We start from the raw sequence: 24110 nt of genomic DNA, 5'->3' as shown, positions 1-24110 counted from the left end.
GCATCGGACAAGGAGGCGGAATGCTCGAACTGAGCGGCATCACCAAGAGCTACGGCACGCACCGCGTGCTCGACGACGTGGGGTTCCGGGTGCCCGACGGGCGCCTGACCGGTTTCGTCGGCGGGAACGGCGCGGGCAAGACCACGACGATGCGGATCATGCTCGGGGTGCTGTCGGCGGACGCCGGCGGCGTCACGCTCGACGGCGCACCGCTCACCGCGGCCGACCGTCGCCGGTTCGGGTACATGCCCGAGGAGCGCGGTCTGTACCCGAAGATGAAGGTGCTCGAGCAGATCGTCTACCTCGCCCGGCTGCACGGGTTCTCGAAGGCCGACGCCACGACGCGCGCCCGGTCGCTGCTCGAAGAGCTCGGCCTCGGCGAGCGCCTGAACGACAACATCGAGACCCTCTCCCTCGGCAACCAGCAGCGCGCGCAGATCGCTGCGGCGCTCGTCCACGACCCGCAGGTGCTGATCCTCGACGAGCCGTTCTCGGGCCTCGACCCGATCGCGGTCGACGTCGTCGCGGGAGTCCTCCAGACACGAGCCGCGAGCGGCGTCGGCGTGCTGTTCTCGTCCCACCAGCTCGACGTCGTCGAGCGTCTGTGCGACGACCTCGTCATCATCGCCGGCGGCACGATCCGCGCCGCAGGCACCCGCGAGGGCCTGCGCCGGCAGCACCAGGGCCACCGCTACGAGCTCGTCTCGACCGGCGACGCCGGTTGGCTGCGCACCGAGCCGGGCGTCACGGTGATCGAGTTCGACGGCGGCTACGCGCTGTTCGACGTCGACGCCGACGAGACCGCGCAGCGCGTCCTGCGCCGCGCGGTCGATCAGGGTGACGTGGCGAGCTTCACGCCGCGGCATCCCTCCCTCGCCCAGATCTTCACCGAAGTCATCCAGGAGGTCGCCCCGTGAGCGCCGCATCCCCCTCATTCGCCCAGAGCACCTGGCTCGTCGCCGAGCGCGAGATCGGCTCGAAGCTGCGCAGCAAGTCGTTCGTCATCTCGTTCGCGATCCTCTTCCTCGGCGCCCTGGCCCTCGTGGTGTGGGGCGGCTTCTCGGCCGGCAACGACAGCGGTGCGCCGGTCGCCGTGAGCGCCGACGCCGCCACCTACGTCGAGGGCACACCGGGGCTCGAGCTGCAGGAGGTCGCCGACCGGGCCGCGGCCGAGTCCGCCGTGCGCGACGGCGACGTCGACGCCGCGATCGTCGCCGACAGCGCCTCGCCGGTGGGCTTCGTCGTCATCGGCGACACCTCGGTGTCGAACACGATCCTGCTCTCACTCGCGCAGCTGCCGCCCGTCGAGCTGCTCGACCCCTCCGGCGACGCGGGCTTCCTCGGGTACATCGTCGCGATCGGCTTCGGCGCGGTGTTCTTCATCTCGGCGCAGATCTTCGGTGCGACCATCGCCCAGTCGGTCGTCGAAGAGAAGCAGACCCGCGTCGTGGAGCTGCTGATCTCGGCGGTTCCCGTCCGGGCCCTGCTGGCGGGCAAGGTGATCGGCAACACGGTGCTGGCGATGGGGCAGATCCTCATCCTGGCGGCGGTGGCGGTCGTCGGCCTCACGGTGACCGACCAGACCGAGCTGCTGACCGGCATCGGCGCCCCCATCGCCTGGTTCGCGGTGTTCTTCCTCTTCGGGTTCGTGCTGCTGGCGTCGCTGTTCGCGGCGGCCGCCGCGATGGTCTCGCGTCAGGAGGACATCGGCGCGACGACGACGCCGCTGCTCATGCTGGTCATGGCGCCGTACTTCCTCGTCATCTTCGCCTGGGACAACCCGCTGATCCTCGGCATCATGTCGTACGTGCCCTTCTCGGCGCCCGTCGGCATGCCGATGCGCCTGTTCCTCGGCGACGCGCTGTGGTGGGAGCCGCTGCTCTCGCTCGCGATCCTGCTCGTGACCTGCGTCGGCGCGATCCTCGTGGGCGCGAAGATCTACGAGAACTCGCTGCTGCGCATGGGCGCCCGCGTGAAGCTCGCCGAGGCGCTGCGCCGCTGAGCCCGCGCCCCTCGCCGCGACGGTGGCGCCGGGTGCGGCATCCCGCCAGGGACTGCCGCCCGGCGCCACTTTCGCGCGTGTTCGGGGAATGAGGAGGGATGCCGCGTCGTTGCGGTGACGGGACGATGGCGTCCGCCGCTGTCCGCCGAACGAACCGGAGAAACCCATGTCCCTCGTTGAAGAGCGCGTCGCCGACACCGACGCCCCGATCCTCGACATCCTCGCCGCCCGCTGGAGCACCCGCCTGTACGACGACGTCACGCCCGTCGATGACGACGCTCTCGCGAGCGCGCTCGAGGCGGCACGCTGGACTCCGTCGGCGTTCAACGCCCAGCCGTGGCGCTTCGTCGTCGCCCGCCGCGGCACCGCGACGCACGAGAAGGTCGTCTCGGCTCTCGTCGACTTCAACAAGGCCTGGGCCGGCCCGGCCGGAGCCCTCATCGTCTTCGTCGCTCAGACCGAGATCGACGGAAAGCCTGTGCCCACCGCCCTGTACGACCTCGGGCAGGCGGCCGCGCACTTCACGGTGCAGGCGCACGCCGCCGGCCTGTACACGCACCAGATGACGGGCTTCGACCCGGTCGTCCTCGCCGAGCAGCTCGGCATCGAGGCGCCCCTCGTGCCGATCACGGTCATGGCGGTCGGCGACCTCGGCGACGTGGATGCCGCTCCCGCCGCCGTCCGCGAGCGCGAGCTCTCGCCCCGGACGCGTCGCCCCGTCGCCGAGTCGGTGCTGATCGACGACTGACCGGTCCACACCGCGCAGCGCCCCGCCGAGCCCTGGCTCGCGGGGCGCTCGTGCATCCGCACCATAGACGACACCCGGGTCGTGCGACAGTACCGCCCGTGAGACCCCCGCGGCCGGTTATCGTCAAGCATGACCGCCCGAATCCTGTCGATCGGCACCGCTGTGCCGCCGGCCGTGCTGGAACAGGACGCCGTGCGCGATCTGTTCGCGTCGCAGCCCGGCATCGGTCGACTCTCGCAACGACTCGTCCGCGCCGCGTTCGACGCCTCCGCCATCGAGACCCGGCACACCGTGCTGACGGAACTGGCCGACGCCCTCGCGGGTCGCAGCACGGCCACCCTCGCCGACGACCCGGCGACCGCCGCTGAGCGCCTGCCGGTCGTCGACGACGCAGGCCGCCTGCTGTCGCCGCCGACGGGCGCCCGCAACGACACGTACATCGCCACGGCCCCCGCGCTGTTCGCCGACGCTGCGCGACAAGCGCTCGCTGAGGCATCCGTCGATCCCGCCGACGTCACCCACGTCGTCACCGTCTCGTGCACGGGGATGTTCGCCCCCGGACCCGACTACCGCCTGGTGCGCGACCTCGGCCTGCCCACGAGCGTCGAGCGCTACCACCTCGGCTTCATCGGGTGCGCCGCCGCCGTGCCGGCCCTGCGCGCAGCGGCCCGCATGTGCGCGGCGCAGCCCGAGGCGGTCGTACTCGTCGTCTGCGCCGAGCTGTGCACGCTGCACTTCCGCGTCGCCGACGATCCCGATCAGATCCTCGCCGCGTCGCTCTTCGCCGACGGCGCGGCCGCAGCGGTCGTGAGCGCCGACCCGTCCCGGCGCGGTGAGCGCTGGCTCGACCTCGAGCGGTTCGCCACCGCGGTCACCGATGACGGTGAACGCGACATGACATGGACCATCGGCGACGCCGGTTTCGAGATGGTCCTCTCCGCCGAGGTGCCCCGCATCATCGGGCGTGAGATCCGGGATGCCGTCGACGGCTTCCTCGGCGGAGCGTCGGTCGACACGTGGGCGGTCCACCCCGGCGGCCGCGCGGTCGTCGACCGGGTCGAGGCGGGACTCGGACTGCCCGCCGACGCGCTCGCGACATCCCGGGCGGTGCTGCGCGACTACGGCAACATGTCGAGCGCGACGATCCTGTTCATCCTGCGCTCGCTGCTGCAGGGCGACGACCTGCGCGACGGCGAGACGATCGCCACGCTCGCCTTCGGGCCCGGCCTCACGATGGAGGCGGCACTGCTCACGGCCGGCGTCGCGAACCTCGAACCCGTGCACGCCGATGCCGCCCTGACCGAGCCCGTCGCGTCGTGGACCTGAGGCACCGCGACGTCGACCTGCGCGAGCTGATGGACGATCCGGACTGCGATCCGGTCGCGCTGGCGGCCACGCTGCGACGCTTCGACGTCGTCAATCGCGCCGTCAGCGGCTGGGGCACGGTCTGGCGACGGCACCTGCGACCCGCCCTCGCCCGTCTCGACCGTCCGGCGCGTGTGCTCGACATCGGCTCGGGCGGTGGCGACGTCACGGCGCGCCTCGCCGGCCTCGCCGAGCGCGACGGCCTGCGCGTCGAGTGGCTCGGCATCGACCCCGACCCACGGGCTCTCGCCGTCGCGCGCGAGCGCGCCCGCCCGGGCGTGGAGTTCCGCAGCACCGACTCCACCGCGCTTCGTGCGACCGGCGAGCGCTTCGACGCGGTCATCTCCAACCACGTGCTGCACCACCTCGGCGAGCCCGAGCTGCGCTCGTTCCTCGACGACTCGCTCGCCCTGTCGACCGGTCTCGTGCTGCACGCCGACATCGAGCGCGGCCGCACCGCCTACGCCCTCTACGCCGCCGGGATCCTTCCGCTGCAGCGCGGCACGTTCCTGCGCACCGACGGGCTGCGCTCGATCCGTCGCAGCTACCGGGCACCCGAGCTGCGCCTGTCGCTCGCCCGCCACGGCACCTGGCATGTGCTGCGCCCGGCGCCGTTCCGGCTGCTCGCCGTAGGCTCGGGTCGTGCCTGAGGTCATCGTCATCGGCGCGGGTCCCGTGGGAACCACGCTGGCGGCCGAGCTCGCCCGCCGCGGGGTCGACGTCGAGATCGTCGAGCGGCGACCGAACGCCGGTGACGGGTCGCGCGCCATCGGCCTGCACGCGCCGGTGCTCGCCGCCCTCGAGGCGGGCGGCGCGACCGACCGCATCCTCGCGGACGCCGTGCGGGTGTCGCGCGGCGAAGCGCGCAGCGACGGCGCGCTGCTGGGGGTCGTGCGCTTCGACAGGCTGTCGGTGCGGCATCCCTACGTCGCGACGCTCCCGCAGGCGCGAACCGAGGCCGCGCTCGCCGTCGGCGCGCCCGCCCCCCGGCGGGGAACGGCCGTCACGGCGGTGCGTGCCGGCGACGCGGACGTCCGGGTGCGCGTCACCGGCCCGCGCGGCGACGACGAGCTGCGCGCCCCGATCGTGGTGGTGGCCGCCGGAGTCGGCGCGCGGGACCTCGTCTTCCGTGCGGGCGCGGTGCGCCGCACGAGCTACCCCGACCGCTACCTCATGAGCGACGCCGACGTGCCCGACCGGCCCGACGCCGACACCGCCGTCGTCCACCTCGCCGCTGCCGGCGTGCTGGAGTCGTTCCCCCTTCCGGGCGGACGTCGACGTTTCGTCGCATGGGATGCCGTCGCCGACCATCCCGCCGCCGATGAGCCCGACGCCCGGCTCGCGCGACTGCGCACAGCGCTGCGTGAGCGCGGCGAGGCCGACGCCGCCGAGACGCTCACGAGCGCCACCGGCTTCCGCGTGCGTCGCGTGCTCGCGCCCGCGATGCGCCGCGGCCGCCTCGTCGTCATCGGCGACACCGCGCACGAGATCAGCCCCATCGGCGGACAGGGCATGAACCTCGGCCTGCTGGATGCCGTCACCCTGGCGCCTCTGCTCGCGGAGTGGATCCGCACCGGGGTCGAGCCGGCCGCGGCGCTCACCCGCTGGGAGCGCGAGCGGCTGCGGTCGGCCCGCACGGCGGGGCGGATGGCGGCGGTCAACATGCGCCTCGGCCGCCCCGTGAGCGCCGCGACCCACGCCCTGCGCGGACGCACGCTGGGCGCGGCTCTGGCGGCGACGGGATCACTCGTCCCGCATGCGTACGCGATGGGGCTCGACGCCGCCGCCCGCTGACGCCGCGTGCCGGCTCGGGCGGCGCCGCGGATCAGGCGGCGAGTGCGCCGGCCGTGACCACGAGCTGGACGGCCAGCAGCAGCGCGGCCGCCATGACGAGGCGGAAACCGGTGCGATCGGGCCCGCGCAGCCGCATCCGTACGACGACGGCGATGGCCAGGGCGACCACGGCGGCGAAGAAGAGCCACGGAAGCAGGCCGTCGCCGCCGCCGCCGAGCACGACCGCAAGCGCCGCGACGACGACGCCCGCCACCGCGACGAGCACCGACGCCGTCGCACCGAGCCGGTGCGGCAGTCCGCGGATTCCGGTGGCCCGGTCGTCGTCGAGGTCGGGCAGCACGTTGGTCAAGTGCACAGCCGAGCCGAGCGCGGCGCCGGCGAGGGCCGCGAACGGGGCGGCCAGCTCGGGCTCGGGAGCGGCGAGGGTGGCGAGCGAGGGGAAGAGCCCGAAGCTCACGATGAACGGGACGATCGACACCGCGGTGCCCTTGAGCCCCACGTTGTACGCCCAGCCCGCGCCGATCGTGACGATGTGCGCCAGCAGCATCCCCCATCCGAGCGGCACCGACAGTGCGAGCGCGACGACGACCGAGCCGATCGCCGCCGTCCACGCCGTCCGGTTCGACACCTCGTCGCGCACGAGCGGCTTGTCGCGGCGGCCCACCGCGCGGTCGCGCTCGCGGTCGATCGCGTCGTTCGAGATGCCGATCGACAGCTGGCCGAACAGCACGGCAGCGACGAGCACCACGACGCGCCACGGCTCGAGGCCCGCGGCGAGGCCGAGGGCGAGCGAGAGGGTCGTGACGACGAGCGCCGGTCCGGGATGGGAGGCGCCCCACAGGGCCCGTACGGTGCGCATGCCCCTATGCTTCCACGCCGGAACCGATCGCCCCGCGGGGCTTGCGCCCGAGGAGATCGGTTCCGGCGGAAGCGGACGCCGACGCGCCGCGATCAGTCGTCGAGCAGCTCGGCCTCGATCACCTCGTCGTCCGATGCCGCTGACGCCGGCTCCGACGCGGGGCCGGCGCTCGTGAGCACGAGCGCCGAGCCGTCGGCGGCGACATCCACCCGCACGACGTCGCCGTCGTGGACGCCGCCCGACAGGATCGCCATGGCGAGGCGGTCCTGGATCTCGGACTGGATGAGGCGGCGCAGCGGCCGCGCTCCGAACACCGGGTCGTAGCCGCGCTCGGCCAGCCAGGCGCGGGCATCGGGGGTCACGGCGAGCGAGAGACGACGGTCCTTGAGCCGGCGCTGCAGCGCGTCGACCGACAGCTCGACGATCTGCGCGAGGTCGTCCTGGCTGAGCGCCTCGAACATGACCGTGTCGTCGAGACGGTTGAGGAACTCGGGCCGGAACGCCTGCCGCAGCAGGATCTGCACCTGCTCGCGCTTCTGCTCCAGGCTCAGCGTCGGGTCGATGAGGATCGGCGAGCCCAGGTTCGAGGTCAGGATCAGGATGACGTTGCGGAAGTCGACCGTGCGCCCCTGGCCGTCGGTGAGGCGGCCGTCGTCCATGACCTGCAGCAGCACGTCGAACACCTCGGGGTGGGCCTTCTCGACCTCGTCGAGCAGCACGACCGAGTACGGGCGCCGCCGCACGGCCTCGGTCAGCTGACCGCCCTGCTCGTAGCCGATGTACCCGGGAGGGGCGCCGACCAGACGCGAGACGGAGTGCTTCTCGCCGTACTCCGACATGTCGATGCGCACCATGGCGTGCTCGTCGTCGAAGAGGAACTCCGCGAGCGCCTTGGCGAGCTCGGTCTTGCCGACACCGGTCGGTCCGAGGAAGAGGAACGAGCCCGTCGGGCGGTTCGGATCGCTGATCCCGGCGCGCGAGCGGCGCACGGCGTCGGCGACGGCCTTGACCGCGACCTTCTGCCCGATGAGGCGCTTGCCGAGTTCGGACTCCAGCCGGACGAGCTTCTCGGTCTCGCCCTGCAGCAGGCGTCCGACGGGGATGCCGGTCCACGCGGCGATCACGGCGGCGATGTCCTCGTCGGTGACCTGCTCGTTGACCATCCGCTCGGGACCGTCGACGGCGGTCTCGGCGCGCTCGGCCTCGACGACCTCGCGCTCGAGCGCGGGGATCTCGGCGTACAGCAGGCGCGACGCCTTCTCGAGGTTGCCCTCGCGCTGGGCCCGCTCGGCCTCGACGCGGGCAGCGTCGAGGCGCGTCTTCAGGTCGCCGACGCGGTTGAGCGACGCCCGCTCGCGCTCCCAGCGCGCCTGCAAGTCATCGAGCTTCTGCTGCTCGTCCTTCAGCGTCGCGCGGAGGGCGTCGAGACGCTCGCGCGACGCGGCATCCTTCTCCTTCTTCAGCGCCAGCTCCTCGAGCTTGAGCCGGTCGACGTGACGACGCAGCTCGTCGATCTCGAGGGGCGCCGAGTCGATCTCCATGCGCAGGCGCGACGCGGCCTCGTCGATCAGGTCGATCGCCTTGTCGGGCAGCTGTCGCGAGGGGATGTAGCGGTTCGACAGGGATGCCGCCGCGACGAGGGCACCGTCGGCGATCGCGACCTTGTGGTGGGCCTCGTAGCGCTCCTTGAGGCCGCGGAGGATCGCGATCGTGTCTTCGACGCTCGGCTCGCCGACGTAGACCTGCTGGAAGCGGCGTTCGAGCGCGGCATCCTTCTCGATGAACTCGCGGTACTCGTCGAGCGTGGTCGCGCCGATGAGGCGCAGCTCGCCGCGCGCGAGCATCGGCTTGAGCATGTTGGACGCCGCGACCGAGCCCTCGCCGCCGCCCGCGCCCATGAGCACATGCAGCTCGTCGATGAAGGTGATGATGCGGCCGTCGGACTCGGTGATCTCCTTGAGGACGCTCTTGAGGCGCTCCTCGAACTGCCCGCGATACATCGCACCGGCCACGAGGGCCGAGATGTCGAGCGAGACGAGCTCCTTGTTCTTGAGGCTCTCGGCGACGTCGCCCGCGACGATGCGCTGAGCGAGACCCTCGACGACGGCGGTCTTGCCGACGCCGGGCTCGCCGATGAGGACGGGGTTGTTCTTCGTGCGACGCGTGAGCACCTGGCTGACCCGCCGGATCTCGCTGTCGCGACCGATGACGGGATCGAGCTTGCCCTGGCGGGCACGGTCGGTGAGGTTGATGCCGAACTGTTCGAGGGCGCTTCGCGCGTCCTCCTGTCCCGGCTGCTGAGTGGCGTTCATGGTTCTCCTGAAATCTCTCGGCTTAAACTTGAGCCTTGCTGACTCAAGTTTATCACCGACGCCGTCAGGACGCTACGGGCTCGGCGATCCGCGCAACGTCGGGGCGCTCGGCACCGGCTGCTGCGACCGCCTCGGGCGTGCAGGCGAAGCGCGCCCGGTACGCCGACGGGCTCAGACCGAGCGCGCGGGCGAAGTTCTGTCGCAGCACCGACGCCGAGCCGAAGCCGCTGTCCGCTGCGACCTGCTCGAGGCCGAGGTCGGTCTGCTCGAGCAGGCGCTGAGCCCGAAGGATGCGCTGACGCCCGAGCCACGCCGCCGGCGTGGTGCCGTAGTCGGCCTTGAACCGGCGGGCGAAGGTGCGCGGCGACATGTGCGCGCGGGCCGCCAGCAGGTCGACCGACAGATCGAGGTCCAGGTTCTCGATCATCCAGTCGGTGATGGGGGCGAGCGAGAGCGACGCCGCCTCCGGCAGCGGGCGCGCGATGAACTGCGCCTGGCCGCCGTCGCGCAGGGGCGGCACGACCATCCGGCGCGCGATCGTGTTGGCCGCCTCGGCGCCCAGCTCGAGACGCAGCAGGTGCAGGCACGCATCGAGCCCGGCGGCGGTGCCGGCCGAGGTGATGATGCGCCCCGACTGCACGTACAGCACGTCCGGGTCGACGTCGATCTCCGGATACATCCGGGCCATCGTCTCGGCATAGCGCCAGTGGGTCGTCGCGCGCTTGCCGTCGAGCACCCCGGACGCCGCGACGACGAACGCGCCGCTGCAGACGGTCAGCACCCACGCACCCCGAGCGACGGCACGGCGCACGACCGCGGTCACGCGCTCGTCGACGGCATCCCACTGCTCCCGCGGGATCGGCGTGATGACGACGAGATCGGCCTCATCGGCGAACGAGAGGTCGGCGTCGACGTTGATCGAAAACGGCAGGTTCGCGTCGACCGCGCCGGGATCGGGGGTGACGATGCGGAAGTCGAAGTTGCGGATGCCCTCATCGCTGCGGTCGAGCCCGAAGGCCTCGCACGCGAGCCCGAACTCGAACGGCGCGAAACCGGGCTGAACAACGCAGGCGACGGTGTGCATGGCAGATTTCCTCCGGAAGATGTCCCGACTGCCAGACGCGGCAGGATGACGACCATCGTAGCGTTTCCGCCATGACCGCTGCACTGCTTCTCGGAATCATCGTCCTCGCCGCGCTGGCCGCGGCGTCCGGAACGCTCGTCATCACGATGCGGGACGGCTACCGCCCCGTCGCGACGGACCCATCACGCCTGCCCGATGACGGCGTCGCACCCGGGCGTCAGCGGGAGCGGAGCTCGAGCGCCCGCCGCGAAGCCGCGAGCAGTCGGGCCGCCGATTCCTCCCACGTGAACCGGGAGATGTGCGCGCGCCCCGCCGCCACCGTCCGAGCCCGGACGTCGTCGTCGTCGAGGGCCTCCACCGCTGCGGCGAACGCCCGCGCGTCGCGCGCGGGCACGTAGCGCGCACCGCCGCCGCCGACCTCGTGGAAGATCTCCATGTCGCTCACGACGGCCGGCACGCCCAGCGCGAGCGCCTCGGCGATCGGCAGCCCGTATCCCTCGTCGAGGCTCAGCGTCGCGAGCACCCCGGCATCCGCCAGCAGCGCCGCGTACTCGGCATCCGTCACTCCCCCGTGGAAGACGATGCGCGCATCGTCGGGCGCGAGGCTCTCGAGCTCGGCGCGGCGGGCCGGCGAGATCCGACTCAGCAGGTGAAGGGTGCGCCCGGGAAGCCACTGCATCGCGCGCACGAGCGTCTCGACGTTCTTGTAGGGCATGAATGAGCCCATGTAGACGATGTTGCGCGGCGCGGCCGCCCCCGGCATCGCCCCCGCCGGCATCAGGTCGGCCAGCCGCTGCGGGGCGTTGGGCAGCACGACCACCTCGCGCTTCGTCAGCTTCACGTCGGCGAACTGCCGCTTGCTCGTCTCGCTGACCGTCGCGACGACGTCGGCCGCGTTGAGCGTCGCCCGCTGCGGCGCGTACGACAGGTGGAACAGTCGCCACCCCAGGCGCACGAACCACGGCAGGTCGCGCGGCGGTGTGCGGTGCCGGTAGTAGATCGTGTCGTGGAGCGTGAGGATGAGCGCGAAGCGGCGACCGAGCGCACCGATCGTCTGCATCGGCGAGTACACCACGTCGGGGCGGTGCCGGTTCAGACGCAGCGCCGCGACGGGCTCGAGCACCGACGTCGGCGCGTGCAGCGTCACGTGCGGCGCCCCCTCGGGCAGGAAAGCCACCTGTGCCGGGTCGTGCACGATGAAGGTCACCTCGACCCCCGCCTTCGGGGCGGCGATGTACACGGCGTGCGCGAGCTCGTGCGAGAACCGGCTGATGCCGTCGTGGAAGTCCGTGCGGATGTAGCGCGCGTCGAAGAAGAGGCGCATCGTCAGGCGTCGAGCGGCTCGCCGCGGTAGAGCTTCTCGAACGTGTCGAGGGTGCGCTCGATGTCGTGGATCTCGACGCCGTCGAGCGACGCCTGCTGCATCCGCAGGTACTCCTCGGGTGAGGCTGTGAGCACGCGCCGCAGCTTGTCGGCGAGGTCGTCGACATTGCCCGGTTCGAACAGGTACCCGTTGACGCCCGACTGCACGAGGTGGGGCAGCGCGACGGCGTCGGCCGCCACGACCGGCAGCCCCGACGCCATGGCCTCCATCGTCGCGATCGACTGCAGCTCGGCGATCGACGCGATGGCGAAGACGTCGGCGCGCGTGTAAGCCGCGCGCAGCTGCGCCTCGTCGGTGCGCCCGTAGAAGGTCACGCGGTCGGTGATGCCGAGCTGCTGCGCCGTCTGCTCGAGGTTCCGCCGCTGGTCGCCGCCCCCGACGATGTCGAAGTGCACGTCCAGCTCGGGCGCGAGCTTGGCCACCGCCTGCAGGGTGACCTCGACGTGCTTCTCGGTCGTGAGGCGGCCGACGAAGAGGACGCGGCGGTGCTCGCGGGGCGTGAGGTCGGGGGTGTAGTTGCGCTTGTCGATGCCGCAGCTGATGGGGATGACGCCCGAGATGTCGATCGTGCTCTCGAGGAACTCGGCCGCCTTGCGCGTAGGCGTCGTCACGGCGCGCGACATCTCGAACGTGCGCCGGGCGTCGTCCCAGCAGAGCTTGATGATGATCTTGTCGAGGAAGGGCGGCAGCGTCGTGAAATCGATGACGTTCTCGGCCATGACATGGTTGGTCGCGACGACCGGGATGCCGCGCTTGCGGGCCTCGCGCGTCAGCCCGCGCCCGATCACGATGTGCGATTGGCTGTGGACCACGTCGGGCTTGACCTCGTCGAGCACGCGGCGGGCGTAGTGCTTCGAGCGCCACGGCAGGACGAACCGCAGCCAGTCGTGCGGGTACCAGCGCCACCCCGGCAGCCGGTGGACGGTGAGATCGACACCCTCGATGTTCTCGGTGAAGGTGCCGGACTGCGAGTGCTTCACGCTCGGCGTGACGATGTGGACGTCGTGTCCGCGCGCGGCGAGCCCCGCCGACAGGCGCTCGGCGAAGCGGGCGGCGCCGTTGACGTCGGGGGCGAAGGTGTCGGCGCCCATCACGATGGTCAGAGGTGCGCGCGAACGGGCGGCGGGAACACCCTCGGTCGTCGTGGATTCGGTCACGGGTCAGGCCCAATCTGTACGGCGGCGTGCCGGCGGCTGTGGCCGTCGCGGCGGCCCCGAGCTTACCCGAGGGCCCGATGCGCCCCCCGGAGGCACCGCCGGGAGAGACCAAACCGGCCACGGAGGGGCGGACGCACAGGCGGCATCCCTAGGCTGGGGGCATGGCCCGTCTCGAAGCCGATGCCGACCCCGCCCGCTGGGTGCCCGTGACCGAATCGTTCGGCTTCGCCGGGCGCCGCGCCCGCAAGCGCGCGATCGGGATGCTGCTGGGCCAGGCGAACGCCGCCATCGGCGGTGCCCCGCGGCCCGGCGGCCGGTTCGCGGCGTGGGCAGCGAGCCAGGCTGTGCCGATGCTCATGCGCCGCGCGGGCGGCCGCGTGCGCGCGTGGATGTGGAAGGCCGACCCCGAGCTGCTGGTGGTCCTCGCGCAGGTGCAGGAGGCGACTCCGCAGCTGCGCACCGCGCGGGCGATGATGCCGATGGAGTACGACGACACCGAGGACTTCCGATCGCCCTACCTGGGCAGCGGCGAGAAGCTCGTCATGACGCTGCCGCCCGACCCGCGCACGCCGCCGTTCGTGTCGTATACGTGGGACACCGGCACGCACCTCGTGACCCTGTCGGCCGTCTGCAGCGACCGCGAGCGCGTCGGCACCGTGCTCGACGAACTCGATCACCTCGCGCGGTCGCTGCGCGTGGTCGATGATCTGACGCTCGACGAGAAGTCGAACACCCTGCGCCTGCCGCCGGCCTGAGTCGGGGCGGGCGGAGCGGGCTCGGGCTCGGCGAATCGCGGCACAGCCTGCCGGTCGCCCGACAGCCACCGCATCCATCCCGCGCCGGGATCGGACTCGAACACGAGGGCGCGCACCAGGAGGGTCAGGGGGATGGACAGGATCGCGCCCAGCGGGCCGATCACGAACGTCCAGAAGATGACCGAGAAGAAGCTCAGCGTGAGGCTCAGGTCGACGGCGTCGCTGACGAACTTCGGCTGGATCATCACCTGCAGCGTGACGTTGACGACGCAGTAGATCGCGATGACGATCAGCATGAGTGGCCAGCCCCCGACGACCAGCGCGAGGAGCGCAGGCGGCACGAGACCGAGGACGAAGCCGATGTTCGGGACGAAGTTGGTGACGAACGCGAGGACGGCCCAGACCACCGGCGCCGGCACCTGCAGTGCCCACAGGGCCAGTCCGTCGATGATCGCGACGACGGCACCGAAGCTCGCATTGACGACGTAGTACGTGCGCACGCCGTGGTTGAACGCGCGGAAGCGCTGCATCGTCGGACGCGCACGCTCGCCGAAGGTCGCCTCGGCGCGCGCGTACCGCGCCCCGTCGGCGGCCATGAAGATGACATAGGCGAGCACGAAGAAGAACGCCGTCAGCACCGACAGCACGCTCGAGCCCAGCGACGTCGCGAACGACGCGAGGGTGCCGGGCTGCAGGACGGATGCCGCGGCGTCGGCGACCTGCTGCTCGAAGCCGATCGCCTGCAGCCAGTCCAGGACGGCGTCGGCCGTCGCGCGCAGCTGCGGCGTCGAGTCGGTCACCAGACGCGTGAACTGCACGCCCGCGTAGGCGAGCATCGCGGCGAGCGCGGCGAGGATGAGGTAGGCCACCGCGATCACCGCCGTGGTGGCGGCCCAGCTCGGCCAGCCGCGGCGCTCGAGGGGGCGGCGCACGGGGTGGCAGATGATCACGATGACCGCGCCGAGCAGCAGGGGTCCGGCGATCTCGCGCGCCGCGTACAGACCGGCGAGAACGATGACGGCGGCGGCGAGTCCGACGAGGATGCGGAGCATCGGCGGCAGACCGCCGGAGGCGGCAGGGGTCACGCCGGGAACGGGTTCGGGGTGCGGCACGGCCTTCTGTCTCACGCCGTCAGGCTATCGCCGGGCGCTCACCGCGGGGGGGTCGCCCGGGGCTCGTCAGCGGGCGCCGGGTCGGTCGGGCGCCGGTAGAGCACGATCTCGGTGGCGCGGCGCACGCGCGCCCCGTGGCGCAGGGTGACGACCGCTCCCGTAGCGCCGGCGGCGAACACGCGGGCTCCGGGTCGCTGCTGCAGCTCGTCGCGCAACCGCTGCTCGAGCTCGCGCTTCTCACGGCGCAGCCCCGCCACCTCGTTCTCGAGCTCGAGGATGCGCGTGATCGCCGGCAGGCTGATGCCCTCGGCCGACATCCGCGCGACCTCGCGCAGTTGCCGGATGTGCCGCAGCGAGTACCGCCGCGACCCGCCCTGCGTGCGCCCGGGCACCACGAGTCCGAGCCGGTCGTACTGGCGCAGGGTCTGCGCGTGCATGCCGGCGAGCTCGGCGGCAGCGGCGATCGCGAAGATCGGCGCGTCCTCGTCGATGGCGTCGTCGCTCATGGGATCTCACCTCCGGAAGTCGGATGCGGGGGCTCCGACCCACTGCGCCGCCGGGCAGTCCGGGCGCAGCGGGCCGAAGCACCGGGTCAGGTCCGCGCCTTGTTCATGAGGTCGGCGCGGGGATTCTCTTTCGGTTCGAGCTCGGCGAAGCGCTCGAGCGCGGCGCGGGCGTCTTCGTCGAGGTGGGCGGGCACGGCCACCTGCACCTCGGCGAGCAGGTCGCCGGTGCCTTTCGCCGTGCTCACACCGCGCCCCTTCACTCGCAGCACGCGGCCCGAGGGGGTGCCCGGAGCCACACGCAGCTTGACGGGGTCGCCACCCAGAGTGGGCACCTCGATGGTCGCACCCAGCGCCGCCTCGGTGAAGGTGACGGGCACCACGACGCGCAGGTTCAGCCCGTCGCGGGTGAACACGGGATGCGGACGCACGGTGACCGACACGACGATGTCGCCCGCCTCGCCGCCGTCCGGCGAGGGCCGCCCGCGGCCGCGGAGCCGGATCTTCTGGCCGTCCGCGACGCCGGCGGGCACCTTCACCTTGAACGGTTTGCCGTCCTCGCCCTGCAGCGTGACGGTGTCGCCGCGCACGGCCGTGGCGAAGTCGAGCGTCGTGCGCGCGGTCACGTCGGCACCGCGCTGCGGGCCGCCGAAGCCCTGGAAGCCCCCGGTCGAGCGGCCGAAGCCGCCCGACCCGAAGCGCCCGGAGCGTCCGGTCTGCTGATTGAACATCGCGAAGATGTCGTCGAAGTCCGCACCGCGCGCGCCGGCGCCGCCGCGTGCGCCCTGGTTGAAGGCGCTGAACACGTCTTCGAACCCGCCGGCGCCCTGGCCGCCCGCGGTGAAGCGGGCATTGCCCGAACCCATCGCCCGGATCTGGTCGTACTCGGCCCGCTGCTCCTTGTCGGAAAGCACCGAGTAGGCCTCGCTGATCTCCTTGAACTTGGCCTCGGCCGCAGGATCGCCCTGCGTCGAGTCGGGGTGGTAAGTGCGCGCGAGCTTGCGGTAGGTCTTCTTCAGGTCGGTGTCCGAGACGTCCTTCGCGACGCCGAGCACCTTGTAGAAGTCCTTGTCGAACCAGTCCTGACTGGCCATATGGATGCCTCCTATTCGGCCGGCACGGCGACGACGACCTTCGCCGGACGCAGCTCAATGCTCCCGAGGCGATACCCGACCTCGACGACCTCGAGGATCGTCGGCTCGGTGGTGCCCGGAGTGGGCGCCTGGAAGATGGCCTCGTGCTGCTGCGGGTCGAACGCCTCGCCGGCTGCGCCGTAGGTCTCGACGCCCAGCCGCGTGACGACGCCCCGGAGCTTCTCGGCGATGGCGGCCAGCGGCGAGCCCTCGACGAGGTCACCGTGCTTGCCCGCGCGGTCGAGGTCGTCGAGCACGGGCAGCAGCCCCTTGGCCACCGAACCCTTCGCGCGCTCGATCTCCACATCGCGCTGCTCCTCCGTGCGCCGACGGTAGTTGGCGTACTCGGCCTGCACACGCTTGAGGTCGAGGAGGAGGTCGTGCTCCTCGGCCGGCGCCTCGGCCACCGCCGCCTCGTCGGACTGGGCCGCACCGAGGATGTCGTCGATCGTCAGCTCGTCGTCGGCCGGCGCCTCGGTGCTGGTGTCCTCTTGCGCGTCAGGGCCGGAGACTCGCGCCTCCGACCCCTCCTCGCCGAGGACCTCGTCGTTGCCGTTGGGCTCTTCGAAGTCCTTGTTGGTCATGGTTACTTCTTCTCGTCCTCGTCGTCGACGACCTCGGCGTCCACGACATCCTCATCGGATGCCGTGCTGCCGGCGTCGCCGGTGGGGGCGTCGGTCGGGGTGCCCTGCGCCTGGTCGGCCTGACCCTGCGCGTAGATCGCCTCGCCGAGCTTGCCCTGCGACGCGTTGAGCTTGTCGAACGCCGTCTTGACGGCGTCGTCGTCATCGCCCGCGAGAGCGGTCTTCAGCGCGTCGACGTCGCCCTGGACCTCGGTCTTGACGTCCTCGGGCAGCTTGTCGGCGTTGTCGGCGATGAGCTTCTCGATCGAGTACGACAGGGTCTCGGCCTGGTTGCGGACCTCGGCGGCCTCGCGGCGCTTCTTGTCCTCGGCCGCGTGCTCCTCGGCCTCGCGCACCATGCGCTCGATGTCCTCCTTGGGCAGCGACGAGCCGCCCGTGATGGTCATCGACTGCTCCTTGCCGGTGCCCTTGTCCTTCGCCGAGACGTGCACGATGCCGTTCGCGTCGATGTCGAAGGTGACCTCGACCTGCGGGATGCCGCGGGGCGCCGGCGCGATGCCGGTGAGCTCGAACGTTCCCAGCGGCTTGTTGTCGCGGGTGAAGTCGCGCTCGCCCTGGAAGACCTGGATGGCGACCGACGGCTGGTTGTCGTCGGCGGTCGTGAAGGTCTCGCTGCGCTTGGTGGGGATGGCGGTGTTGCGCTCGATGAGCTTGGTCATGATGCCGCCCTTGGTCTCGATGCCGAGGCTCAGGGGGGTGACGTCGATGAGGAGGACGTCCTTGCGCTCGCCCTTGAGGACACCGGCCTGCAGGGCGGCGCCGACGGCGACGACCTCGTCCGGGTTCACGCCCTTGTTGGGCTCCTTGCCGGCTTCCTTCTTGACGAGCTCCGACACGGCGGGCATGCGGGTCGAGCCACCGACGAGCACCACGTGGTCGATGTCGCCGACCTTGATGCCGGCTTCGCGGATGACGTCCTCGAACGGCTTCTTGGTGCGGTCGAGCAGGTCCTTGGTGAGGTCCTCGAACTTGGCGCGCGACAGGGTCTCGGACAGCGAGACAGGGCCCGAGTCGGTCAGCGAGAGGTAGGGCAGGTTGATCGAGGTCGACTGCGAGCTCGAGAGCTCCTTCTTCGCCTGCTCAGCGGCCTCCTTGAGGCGCTGGAGAGCGATCTTGTCGCCCGAGACGTCGACGCCGGTCGTGTCCTTGAACTGCTTGATGAGGTACTCGACGACCCGCTGGTCCCAGTCGTCGCCACCGAGTCGGTTGTCACCGGCGGTCGCGCGCACCTGGATCGTGGAGAAGTCGTCGTCCTTGCCCACCTCGAGCAGCGAGACGTCGAACGTGCCGCCACCGAGGTCGAAGACGAGGATGAGCTCGTCTTCCTTGCCCTTGTCGAGGCCGTAGGCGAGTGCGGCCGCGGTGGGCTCGTTGATGATGCGCAGGACGTTGAGGCCCGCGATCTCACCGGCCTCCTTGGTCGCCTGGCGCTCGGCGTCGTTGAAGTACGCGGGAACCGTGATGACAGCGTCGGTGACGGTGTCGCCCAGGTACTGCTCGGCGTCGCGCTTGAGCTTCTGGAGGATGCGGGCCGAGATCTCCTGCGGCGTGTAGGCCTTGCCGTCGATCGCCTGGGTCTTCCAGGTCGTGCCCATGTGGCGCTTGACCGAGGTCAGCGTGCGGTCGACGTTGGTGACGGCCTGGCGCTTCGCGGTCTCGCCGACGAGCACCTCGCCGTCCTTCGTGAATGCGACGACCGAGGGGGTCGTCCGGAGCCCTTCGGCGTTGGCGATGACCTTGGGCTCGCCGCCCTCGAGGACGGCGACGACGGAGTTCGTCGTACCCAGGTCGATACCCACTGCACGTGCCATGAGTTGTCTCCTTTGCTTTCGGTTCGGTGGATCGGAAGTCTGCGGCGGCCCAACCTGAGCCGCGATGACTCAAGGATACGCCGACGGTTTGCGAGTGTCAAACGAACTTGAGTGCACTGCTATCAACTTTCGCCAGCCTTGCGGAGGTGATGAGGCGTTGAGTGAAACCTGAGGGTTTCCAGGCCGTCATCTGGTGATACTCCCAGGCTCGGAAAATATGCTGAGGCCACCGATGTCAAGAAGCGTGAACCCGAACTCGCCTCTCGACGATCTCGAGCCCGTGGTGGCTGGTCGTCGAGCGTTCCCGCGCGCCGGGAGACGATCATGAGGCGCACCGTCGTCGTCATCGAGGATGACGACGACCTGCGCCACCTGCTGACCCAGACCCTCGAGCAGCACGGGTTCGACGTCCACGCGTTCCGCGACGGCGCCTCCGGCGTCGACGCCGTGCGGCTTCTCCGCCCCGAGCTGACGACGGTGGACGTCATGCTCGGCGGCATCGACGGCTTCGAGGCCGTGCGCCGCATCCGTTCCTTCCACGACGGCTACATCCTCATCATCAGCGCGGTCGGCGATGAGACCGCCACGGTCGAAGGTTTCCGCAGCGGCGCGGACGACTACGTCGTCAAACCCTGGCGCCCCTACGAGCTGCGTGCACGCATCGATGCGCTGATGCGCCGGCCGCGCAGCATCCGGTCGGACGAGCCCGCCGCGCCCGCGTGGCTCGAGGCGGGTCCGCTGCGACTCAATCCGGCGTCGCGGCGCGTCGAGCTGGACGGCGAGCTGCTGGATCTGACGCGCTCGGAATTCGATGTTCTGCAGGCGCTCATGCAGCGACCCGGCGACGTCATCGAGAAGTCATGGATGGCGCTCATGCTGCGGCGTCAGAGCGGCACGAGCGGTGAGCACGTCAGCGCGCACGATCTGCACGCCGTCGAGGTGCACATGATGAACCTTCGCCGCAAGCTCGGCGACGACGGCCGCTCGGGCCGCTGGGTCGAGACCGTCCGCGGGATCGGCTATCGCTTCGCGCGCCACACGGACTGAATCGACGCACGCGGCACCGGCACCCGCATCCGGGAGCCCCGGCGGATACGCTGACCCCGTCGCGACGATGCGACGGCCGGGACGGGCGGCACCCGTTGTTCACGAAGAGGACCTAGCGTGCCCCGCATGTCACCCGAGACGAACCCACCCGGTGAGGGCACTCCGCGGGCGACCGCGCCCGGCGTGCCGGCCCCGCCGACCACCGCCGACACGCAGGCGCTCGGACGCATCGCCGACCTGCGCGAGCGAGAGGATGCCGAACGCCCGGTGCCGCGCCGCGCCGTCGTCTCGTGGGCACTGTGGGACTGGGCGACGCAGCCGTTCAACTCGGTCATCCTGACCTTCGTCTTCGCGTCGCTGTTCCTCGTGTCGGACTGGTTCCTGCCCGCCGACGTCGCTGCCCTGCCCGACAGCGACCCGATCAAAGAGGCGGCACTGGCCGACCTGGCCAGCGGCTACGGCGTCGCCTCGACCGCCGCCGGCATCCTGATCCTGCTGCTCGCGCCCGTCCTCGGACAGACCGCCGACCGCTCGGGCCGCAAGAAGCGCTGGCTCGGCGTCTTCACCGTCTTGCTCGCCCTGCTGCAGTTCGCGCTGTTCTTCACCTTCGCCGATCCGGCGTACTTCTGGTACGGGGCGATCGTGCTCTCACTCGGCGCGGTCGTGTCCGAGATCGCCGGCGTCAACTACAACGCGATGCTCGTCGAGGTCTCCACCCCCCGCACGATCGGCCGCGTGAGCGGGCTCGGCTGGGGCCTCGGGTACATCGGCGGCATCATCGCGCTCGCGATCGTCGTCGCGCTCACGTTCGTCGACTGGTTCGGCATGGACACCAGCGACGGTCTCGCCTACCGCCTCATCGCCGTCGGGTGCGGCGTGTGGACGCTCGTGTTCGCGATCCCGTTGCTTCTCAACGTCCCCGAGAGCCCGGCACCCGCCGGCGCGACGAAGGTCGGCTTCCTCGCCGGGTACGTGCACCTCGTGAAGGACATCGCGCGCCTGTACCGCACGCAGCGGCCCACGTTCTGGTTCCTGCTCGCGAGCGCCGTCTACCGCGACGGCCTCGCGGGCGTCTTCGCCTTCGGCGGGGTGCTCGCAGCCCGGGCCTTCGGCTTCTCGGCGACCGAGGTCATGATCTTCGGCATCGCGGCGAACCTCGTGGCGGGAGCCTCGACGATCGTGGCCGGCCGGTTCGACGACCGTTTCGGCGCGCGGTCGGTGATCATCGCGACGCTGTCGGGGCTCATCGCCGTCGCCGTGCTGCTGTTCGTCCTGCAGGACGCCGGGTCGATCGTGTTCTGGATCGCGGGCCTCGTGCTCTCGGCCTGCGTCGGACCGGCGCAGGCGGCGAGCCGCTCGCTGCTGGCGCGGGTCACACCGCCCGGCATGCAGGGCGAGATCTTCGGACTCTATGCGACGACCGGCCGGGTGGCCAGCTTCCTGTCACCTTTGATGTGGGCGCTGTTCATCGGGTGGTTCGGTGCGATCATCTGGGGCGTCCTGGGCATCGCGGTCGTCCTGACGCTCGGGCTCATCCTGCTGCTGTTCGTCCGGCTGCCGAAGCAGGCCGGCATCCGCTGATCCGCTGAGCGTCCGGTCGCTCAGACGGCGGCGCGCCGCATGGGCACGTGCGGGATGTCGTCCTCCGAGAACTCCGGGCCGCTGATCTCGAACCCGAAGCGGGCGTACCAGGGGGCCAGATGCTTCTGCGCGTCGAGATCGATCGCGGTGCCCGGCCAGCGCTCCTCGGCACGCTCGACGGCGGCACGCATGAGCTGCGCCGAGAGGCCGTGTCCGCGCGCCGCCTCGGCCGTCGCCACCCGCCCGATGCGGGCGGCATCGCTGTCGCGCAGCAGCCGCAGTGTCGCGACGACCTCACCGTCCTCCTCGGCCCAGAACAGCTCGGTGTCGGGCTCGAGGTCGCGCCCGTCCAGCTCCGGGTAGGCGGCGCGCTGCTCGACGACGAAGACGCTGACGCGCAACCACATCAGGCGGTAGAGCGTCTCGGCGGGAACGTCGATCAGGCGGGCGAAGGAGACCGGAGGCATCCGTCCAGCCTAGGCGGGCCCGGGTCCTTCCCCGCCCGCCCGGTCAGGTGCGCTTGCCGCCGATCCAGGGGAAGCGCACCCCGCGCTCGTTGGGCTCCTCGACCTCGAGACCGTAGTGGTCGCCGATGCGCTCGATGAACTGCGCCCGCTCGGCGCGCGCGTACGCCCGCCGCTCGCGTTGGAACGCGAGGACGGTCGACCAGCACATGAGCAGCATCACGACCGAGAACGGCAGGGCGATGAGGATCGCGGCCGTCTGCAGCGCCTGCAGCCCGCCGGCGATCAGCAGCGCGCTCGCGAGCGTCGCCGTGGTGAGGACGAAGAACGTGCGCACCCAGCGCGGCGGCTCGGGGTTGCCACCGGTGGCGATCATGCCCATCACGAGCGCGCCCGAGTCGGCGGACGTGATGAAGAACACCGCGATGAGCACGATGGCGCCGACGGTCAGCACGCCCCCGCCGGCACCGACGAGAGCAGCTGGAACAGGGCGCCCTGCAGGTCGACCGATCCGTCGGACGCGAGCATGGAGCCGGGCTGTTGCAGCTCGCGGTACAGCGCCGATCCGCCCAGGACGGCGAACCACAGGATGCCGATCAGCGTGGGCACCAGCAGGACGCCGGCGACGAACTGCCGCACGGTGCGTCCCTTGCTGACGCGCGCGATGAAGATGCCGACGAAGGGCGCCCACGAGATCCACCAGCCCCAGTAGAACGACGTCCAGGCCGCCTGCCACTCTTCACCGGCCGTACCCTGCAGGGCGCTGACGGTGAACGACAGACCGACGAAGTCCTGGATGTACGCACCGATCGACTGCACCCATTCGCGCAGCAGGAACTGGGTGGGACCGACGACGAGGAGGAACAGGAGCAGCAGACCGGCGACGATCAGGTTGAAGTTCGACAGCCACTTCATGCCCTTGGTCACACCCGAGAGCACCGAGAACAGCACGAGAACGGAGATGATCGCGATCAGGCCGATGAGGGTGAGGTCGTTCATCTCGGGGAAGCCGACGGACTCCAGCCCCGACCCCATCTGCATGACCCCGAGGCCGAGCGAGGTCGCGACGCCGAAGAGGGTGCCGACGAGCGCGACGGCATCGATGACGTTTCCCGCAGCGCCGCGGACACGGTTGCCCAGCAGGGGCTCGAGCGCCCAGCGGATCGAGATGGGCCGGCGACGACGGTGGATCGCGTACGCGAGCGCAAGGCCGACCACGACGTACATCGCCCACGCGTGGACGCCCCAGTGCAGATAGGTCTGCGTCAGGGCCCCCTGCGCGAGCTGCTGCTCCGTGCCGGTGACGCCCGGGCGGGGGTCGACGAAGTGGCTGAGGGGCTCGCTGACGCCGTAGAAGACGAGGCCGATACCCATCCCCGCGGCGAACAGCAGCGCGAACCAGGAGCCGGTCGAGAACTCGGGCTCGTCGTCATCGCGCCCCAGCTTGATGTCTCCGAAGCGGCTGAAGCCCACGAAGATCGCGAAGCCGACGAAGAACGCGGCGATGAGCACGTAGTACCAGTTGAACGAGTCGACGACCGAGGTCTGAATGGCGCCGAAGAACGTCTCCGCAGTCTCGGGGAAGATGATGGCGAACGCGCTGAAGCCGACGATGACGACGGCCGCCGGCCAGAACACCCAGGGGGCAATGGTGCGGCCGGTGGTCACGGATGCGATCCGCTCGGCGGCGGAGGGCTGATTCTCGGAACTCACCAGACAAGGGTCGCAGGCGTACAGCATCCGGCCAAGTGCGCTCCGCGGCTTGCCCGCAGGCCCGAGAGAGGGTAAGCGCCCGGCGGGGTCAGTACTCGGCCGCGGCCGCGGCCGCATGGATCGTGCGGTCGCGGATCTCCCGCCAGGTCAGCGCGACGCTGCCGGCGGGCCCTGCGGGCTGATCCGCGGCTTCCTCGACGCGGTCGAGCAGGCGACGGGTGTCGCGACAGGCGCTGATGTCGATGACGGCGACGTCGACGTACCGGCCCCGGGCGCGCTCCAGCTCCGCATGCAGGCGGGTGGCGAACGCGGCTCCCGCGGCGTGCACCTTGCGCTCGGCGATGCTCTCGTCGTGCAGGCACAGGATGATGAGGTGGCGCAACGCGGTGAGACTCGCCGCGTGCGCCAGCATGTCGGCGTACCGGCTCTTCAGCTCGGCGCGGACGCGGCGTGCGCTCGTCTCGGCGCTGAGGTCGATCAACCACAGCAGGCAGGTCGGTTCCCCGCTCTGCGCGATGGTGTCGATGGCGGAGCCGAGCGGCTGAGGGCGGTCGCCGGCGACGGCGATGCGAGGGTTCACGGTGTCTCTCCTGGGTAGCTGTCAGCGTCATGCCGACCAGACTTCCCGGCGCACCTGCCCGA

21 protein-coding genes and 1 pseudogene are annotated in these 24110 nt (G+C 71.0%); 9 read left to right on the top strand and 13 right to left on the bottom strand.

Features of this window, described 5'->3' with window-relative positions:
• Positions 1-20 precede the first annotated feature (20 nt).
• From JOF37_RS10910 to JOF37_RS10885, 6 genes are all read left to right on the top strand, one after another.
• On the top strand, positions 21-917 hold the full coding sequence (locus JOF37_RS10910) for an ABC transporter ATP-binding protein (protein ID WP_210006834.1): 897 nt from the start codon (positions 21-23) through the stop codon (positions 915-917).
• Positions 914-2002 (top strand): ABC transporter permease, encoded by a 1089-nt coding sequence (locus JOF37_RS10905; RefSeq protein WP_210006833.1) that lies wholly within the window; start codon positions 914-916, stop codon positions 2000-2002. Before JOF37_RS10910 ends, JOF37_RS10905 begins: the two co-directional genes overlap by 4 nt.
• 166 nt (positions 2003-2168) lie before the next feature.
• The gene (locus tag JOF37_RS10900) at positions 2169-2750 is read left to right on the top strand and encodes a nitroreductase family protein (protein WP_210006832.1); all 582 of its coding nucleotides are present in this window, start codon (positions 2169-2171) and stop codon (positions 2748-2750) included.
• A 129-nt stretch (positions 2751-2879) separates the two neighbouring features.
• Positions 2880-4076: a type III polyketide synthase gene (locus tag JOF37_RS10895; protein WP_210006831.1), complete on the top strand. Its 1197-nt coding sequence runs from the start codon at positions 2880-2882 to the stop codon at positions 4074-4076.
• Positions 4067-4765 carry a methyltransferase domain-containing protein gene (locus JOF37_RS10890; protein WP_210006830.1) on the top strand — a complete coding sequence of 233 codons (699 nt, stop codon included), beginning with the start codon at positions 4067-4069 and terminating at the stop codon, positions 4763-4765. Before JOF37_RS10895 ends, JOF37_RS10890 begins: the two co-directional genes overlap by 10 nt.
• The gene (locus tag JOF37_RS10885; RefSeq protein ID WP_210006829.1) at positions 4758-5909 is read left to right on the top strand and encodes an FAD-dependent oxidoreductase; all 1152 of its coding nucleotides are present in this window, start codon (positions 4758-4760) and stop codon (positions 5907-5909) included. The genes JOF37_RS10890 and JOF37_RS10885 overlap by 8 nt, the downstream gene beginning before the upstream one ends.
• 31 nt (positions 5910-5940) lie before the next feature.
• On the opposite strand, the gene JOF37_RS10880 is transcribed toward JOF37_RS10885, so the two are convergent.
• The 5 genes from JOF37_RS10880 to JOF37_RS10860 form a co-directional block, all read right to left on the bottom strand.
• Positions 5941-6768, bottom strand: a complete 828-nt coding sequence (locus JOF37_RS10880) for a UbiA family prenyltransferase (RefSeq protein WP_210006828.1) — start codon at positions 6766-6768, stop codon at positions 5941-5943.
• Between the two features lie 92 nt (positions 6769-6860).
• Entirely contained in the window at positions 6861-9080 is a 2220-nt protein-coding gene (locus JOF37_RS10875; RefSeq protein WP_210006827.1) for an ATP-dependent Clp protease ATP-binding subunit, read from the bottom strand.
• A 64-nt stretch (positions 9081-9144) separates the two neighbouring features.
• Positions 9145-10164 carry a helix-turn-helix domain-containing protein gene (locus JOF37_RS10870; RefSeq protein ID WP_210006826.1) on the bottom strand — a complete coding sequence of 340 codons (1020 nt, stop codon included), beginning with the start codon at positions 10162-10164 and terminating at the stop codon, positions 9145-9147.
• Positions 10165-10381: 217 nt separating this feature from the next.
• Entirely contained in the window at positions 10382-11488 is a 1107-nt protein-coding gene (locus tag JOF37_RS10865) for a glycosyltransferase (RefSeq protein ID WP_210006825.1), read from the bottom strand.
• 2 nt (positions 11489-11490) lie between these two features.
• Entirely contained in the window at positions 11491-12639 is a 1149-nt protein-coding gene (locus JOF37_RS10860; protein WP_245338674.1) for a glycosyltransferase, read from the bottom strand.
• A gap of 227 nt (positions 12640-12866) precedes the next feature.
• Between JOF37_RS10860 and JOF37_RS10855 the strand changes: the two genes are divergently transcribed.
• A complete protein-coding gene (locus JOF37_RS10855) occupies positions 12867-13460 on the top strand; it encodes a hypothetical protein (protein WP_210006823.1) in 594 nt (197 codons plus the stop codon).
• Here JOF37_RS10855 and JOF37_RS10850 read toward each other — a convergent pair.
• From JOF37_RS10850 to dnaK, 5 genes are all read right to left on the bottom strand, one after another.
• Positions 13379-14587, bottom strand: coding sequence for an AI-2E family transporter (locus JOF37_RS10850; RefSeq protein ID WP_271175051.1), 1209 nt, complete (start codon positions 14585-14587; stop codon positions 13379-13381). The genes JOF37_RS10855 and JOF37_RS10850 overlap by 82 nt on opposite strands.
• Before the next feature lie 23 nt (positions 14588-14610).
• The gene (locus JOF37_RS10845; RefSeq protein ID WP_210006822.1) at positions 14611-15078 is read right to left on the bottom strand and encodes a heat shock protein transcriptional repressor HspR; all 468 of its coding nucleotides are present in this window, start codon (positions 15076-15078) and stop codon (positions 14611-14613) included.
• 86 nt (positions 15079-15164) lie between these two features.
• Positions 15165-16169 carry a DnaJ C-terminal domain-containing protein gene (locus JOF37_RS10840; protein ID WP_210006821.1) on the bottom strand — a complete coding sequence of 335 codons (1005 nt, stop codon included), beginning with the start codon at positions 16167-16169 and terminating at the stop codon, positions 15165-15167.
• An 11-nt stretch (positions 16170-16180) separates the two neighbouring features.
• Positions 16181-16792, bottom strand: a complete 612-nt coding sequence (locus JOF37_RS10835) for a nucleotide exchange factor GrpE (RefSeq protein WP_210006820.1) — start codon at positions 16790-16792, stop codon at positions 16181-16183.
• 2 nt (positions 16793-16794) lie between these two features.
• Positions 16795-18663 (bottom strand): molecular chaperone DnaK, encoded by a 1869-nt coding sequence (gene dnaK, locus JOF37_RS10830; protein WP_210006819.1) that lies wholly within the window; start codon positions 18661-18663, stop codon positions 16795-16797.
• A 324-nt stretch (positions 18664-18987) separates the two neighbouring features.
• Between dnaK and JOF37_RS10825 the strand changes: the two genes are divergently transcribed.
• Together JOF37_RS10825 and JOF37_RS10820 are read left to right on the top strand one after the other, a co-directional pair.
• Positions 18988-19710 carry a response regulator transcription factor gene (locus tag JOF37_RS10825; protein WP_210006818.1) on the top strand — a complete coding sequence of 241 codons (723 nt, stop codon included), beginning with the start codon at positions 18988-18990 and terminating at the stop codon, positions 19708-19710.
• A gap of 126 nt (positions 19711-19836) precedes the next feature.
• Complete coding sequence (locus JOF37_RS10820; protein ID WP_210006817.1) at positions 19837-21291, top strand: MFS transporter; 1455 nt, start codon at positions 19837-19839, stop codon at positions 21289-21291.
• A 20-nt stretch (positions 21292-21311) separates the two neighbouring features.
• Here the strand turns inward: JOF37_RS10820 and JOF37_RS10815 are convergent, their stop codons facing one another.
• The 3 genes and pseudogenes from JOF37_RS10815 to JOF37_RS10805 form a co-directional block, all read right to left on the bottom strand.
• Positions 21312-21758 (bottom strand): GNAT family N-acetyltransferase, encoded by a 447-nt coding sequence (locus tag JOF37_RS10815; protein WP_210006816.1) that lies wholly within the window; start codon positions 21756-21758, stop codon positions 21312-21314.
• Positions 21759-21801: 43 nt separating this feature from the next.
• A pseudogene (locus tag JOF37_RS10810) lies at positions 21802-23495 on the bottom strand (BCCT family transporter).
• A gap of 61 nt (positions 23496-23556) precedes the next feature.
• A complete protein-coding gene (locus JOF37_RS10805; RefSeq protein WP_210006815.1) occupies positions 23557-24048 on the bottom strand; it encodes a hypothetical protein in 492 nt (163 codons plus the stop codon).
• Positions 24049-24110 lie beyond the last annotated feature (62 nt).

The organism is Microbacterium imperiale (assembly GCF_017876655.1).
GTDB classification, from domain to species: domain Bacteria; phylum Actinomycetota; class Actinomycetes; order Actinomycetales; family Microbacteriaceae; genus Microbacterium; species Microbacterium imperiale.
Note: the sequence above shows the minus strand (reverse complement) of the source record. Positions and strands in the feature narration are given on the sequence as shown.

What these genes read in the sequence shown, in the direction of transcription:
- JOF37_RS10910 (WP_210006834.1), top strand. Translation starts at nt 21, where the DNA reads ATGCTCGAACTGAGCGGCATCACCAAGAGCTACGGCACGCACCGCGTG.
- JOF37_RS10900 (WP_210006832.1), top strand. Translation starts at nt 2,169, where the DNA reads ATGTCCCTCGTTGAAGAGCGCGTCGCCGACACCGACGCCCCGATCCTC.
- JOF37_RS10895 (WP_210006831.1), top strand. Translation starts at nt 2,880, where the DNA reads ATGACCGCCCGAATCCTGTCGATCGGCACCGCTGTGCCGCCGGCCGTG.
- JOF37_RS10880 (WP_210006828.1), bottom strand. Translation starts at nt 6,768, where the DNA reads ATGCGCACCGTACGGGCCCTGTGGGGCGCCTCCCATCCCGGACCGGCG.
- JOF37_RS10875 (WP_210006827.1), bottom strand. Translation starts at nt 9,080, where the DNA reads ATGAACGCCACTCAGCAGCCGGGACAGGAGGACGCGCGAAGCGCCCTC.
- JOF37_RS10870 (WP_210006826.1), bottom strand. Translation starts at nt 10,164, where the DNA reads ATGCACACCGTCGCCTGCGTTGTTCAGCCCGGTTTCGCGCCGTTCGAG.
- JOF37_RS10865 (WP_210006825.1), bottom strand. Translation starts at nt 11,488, where the DNA reads ATGCGCCTCTTCTTCGACGCGCGCTACATCCGCACGGACTTCCACGAC.
- JOF37_RS10860 (WP_245338674.1), bottom strand. Translation starts at nt 12,639, where the DNA reads ATGGGCGCCGACACCTTCGCCCCCGACGTCAACGGCGCCGCCCGCTTC.
- JOF37_RS10855 (WP_210006823.1), top strand. Translation starts at nt 12,867, where the DNA reads ATGGCCCGTCTCGAAGCCGATGCCGACCCCGCCCGCTGGGTGCCCGTG.
- JOF37_RS10845 (WP_210006822.1), bottom strand. Translation starts at nt 15,078, where the DNA reads ATGAGCGACGACGCCATCGACGAGGACGCGCCGATCTTCGCGATCGCC.
- JOF37_RS10840 (WP_210006821.1), bottom strand. Translation starts at nt 16,169, where the DNA reads ATGGCCAGTCAGGACTGGTTCGACAAGGACTTCTACAAGGTGCTCGGC.
- JOF37_RS10835 (WP_210006820.1), bottom strand. Translation starts at nt 16,792, where the DNA reads ATGACCAACAAGGACTTCGAAGAGCCCAACGGCAACGACGAGGTCCTC.
- dnaK (WP_210006819.1), bottom strand. Translation starts at nt 18,663, where the DNA reads ATGGCACGTGCAGTGGGTATCGACCTGGGTACGACGAACTCCGTCGTC.
- JOF37_RS10825 (WP_210006818.1), top strand. Translation starts at nt 18,988, where the DNA reads ATGAGGCGCACCGTCGTCGTCATCGAGGATGACGACGACCTGCGCCAC.
- JOF37_RS10820 (WP_210006817.1), top strand. Translation starts at nt 19,837, where the DNA reads ATGTCACCCGAGACGAACCCACCCGGTGAGGGCACTCCGCGGGCGACC.
- JOF37_RS10815 (WP_210006816.1), bottom strand. Translation starts at nt 21,758, where the DNA reads ATGCCTCCGGTCTCCTTCGCCCGCCTGATCGACGTTCCCGCCGAGACG.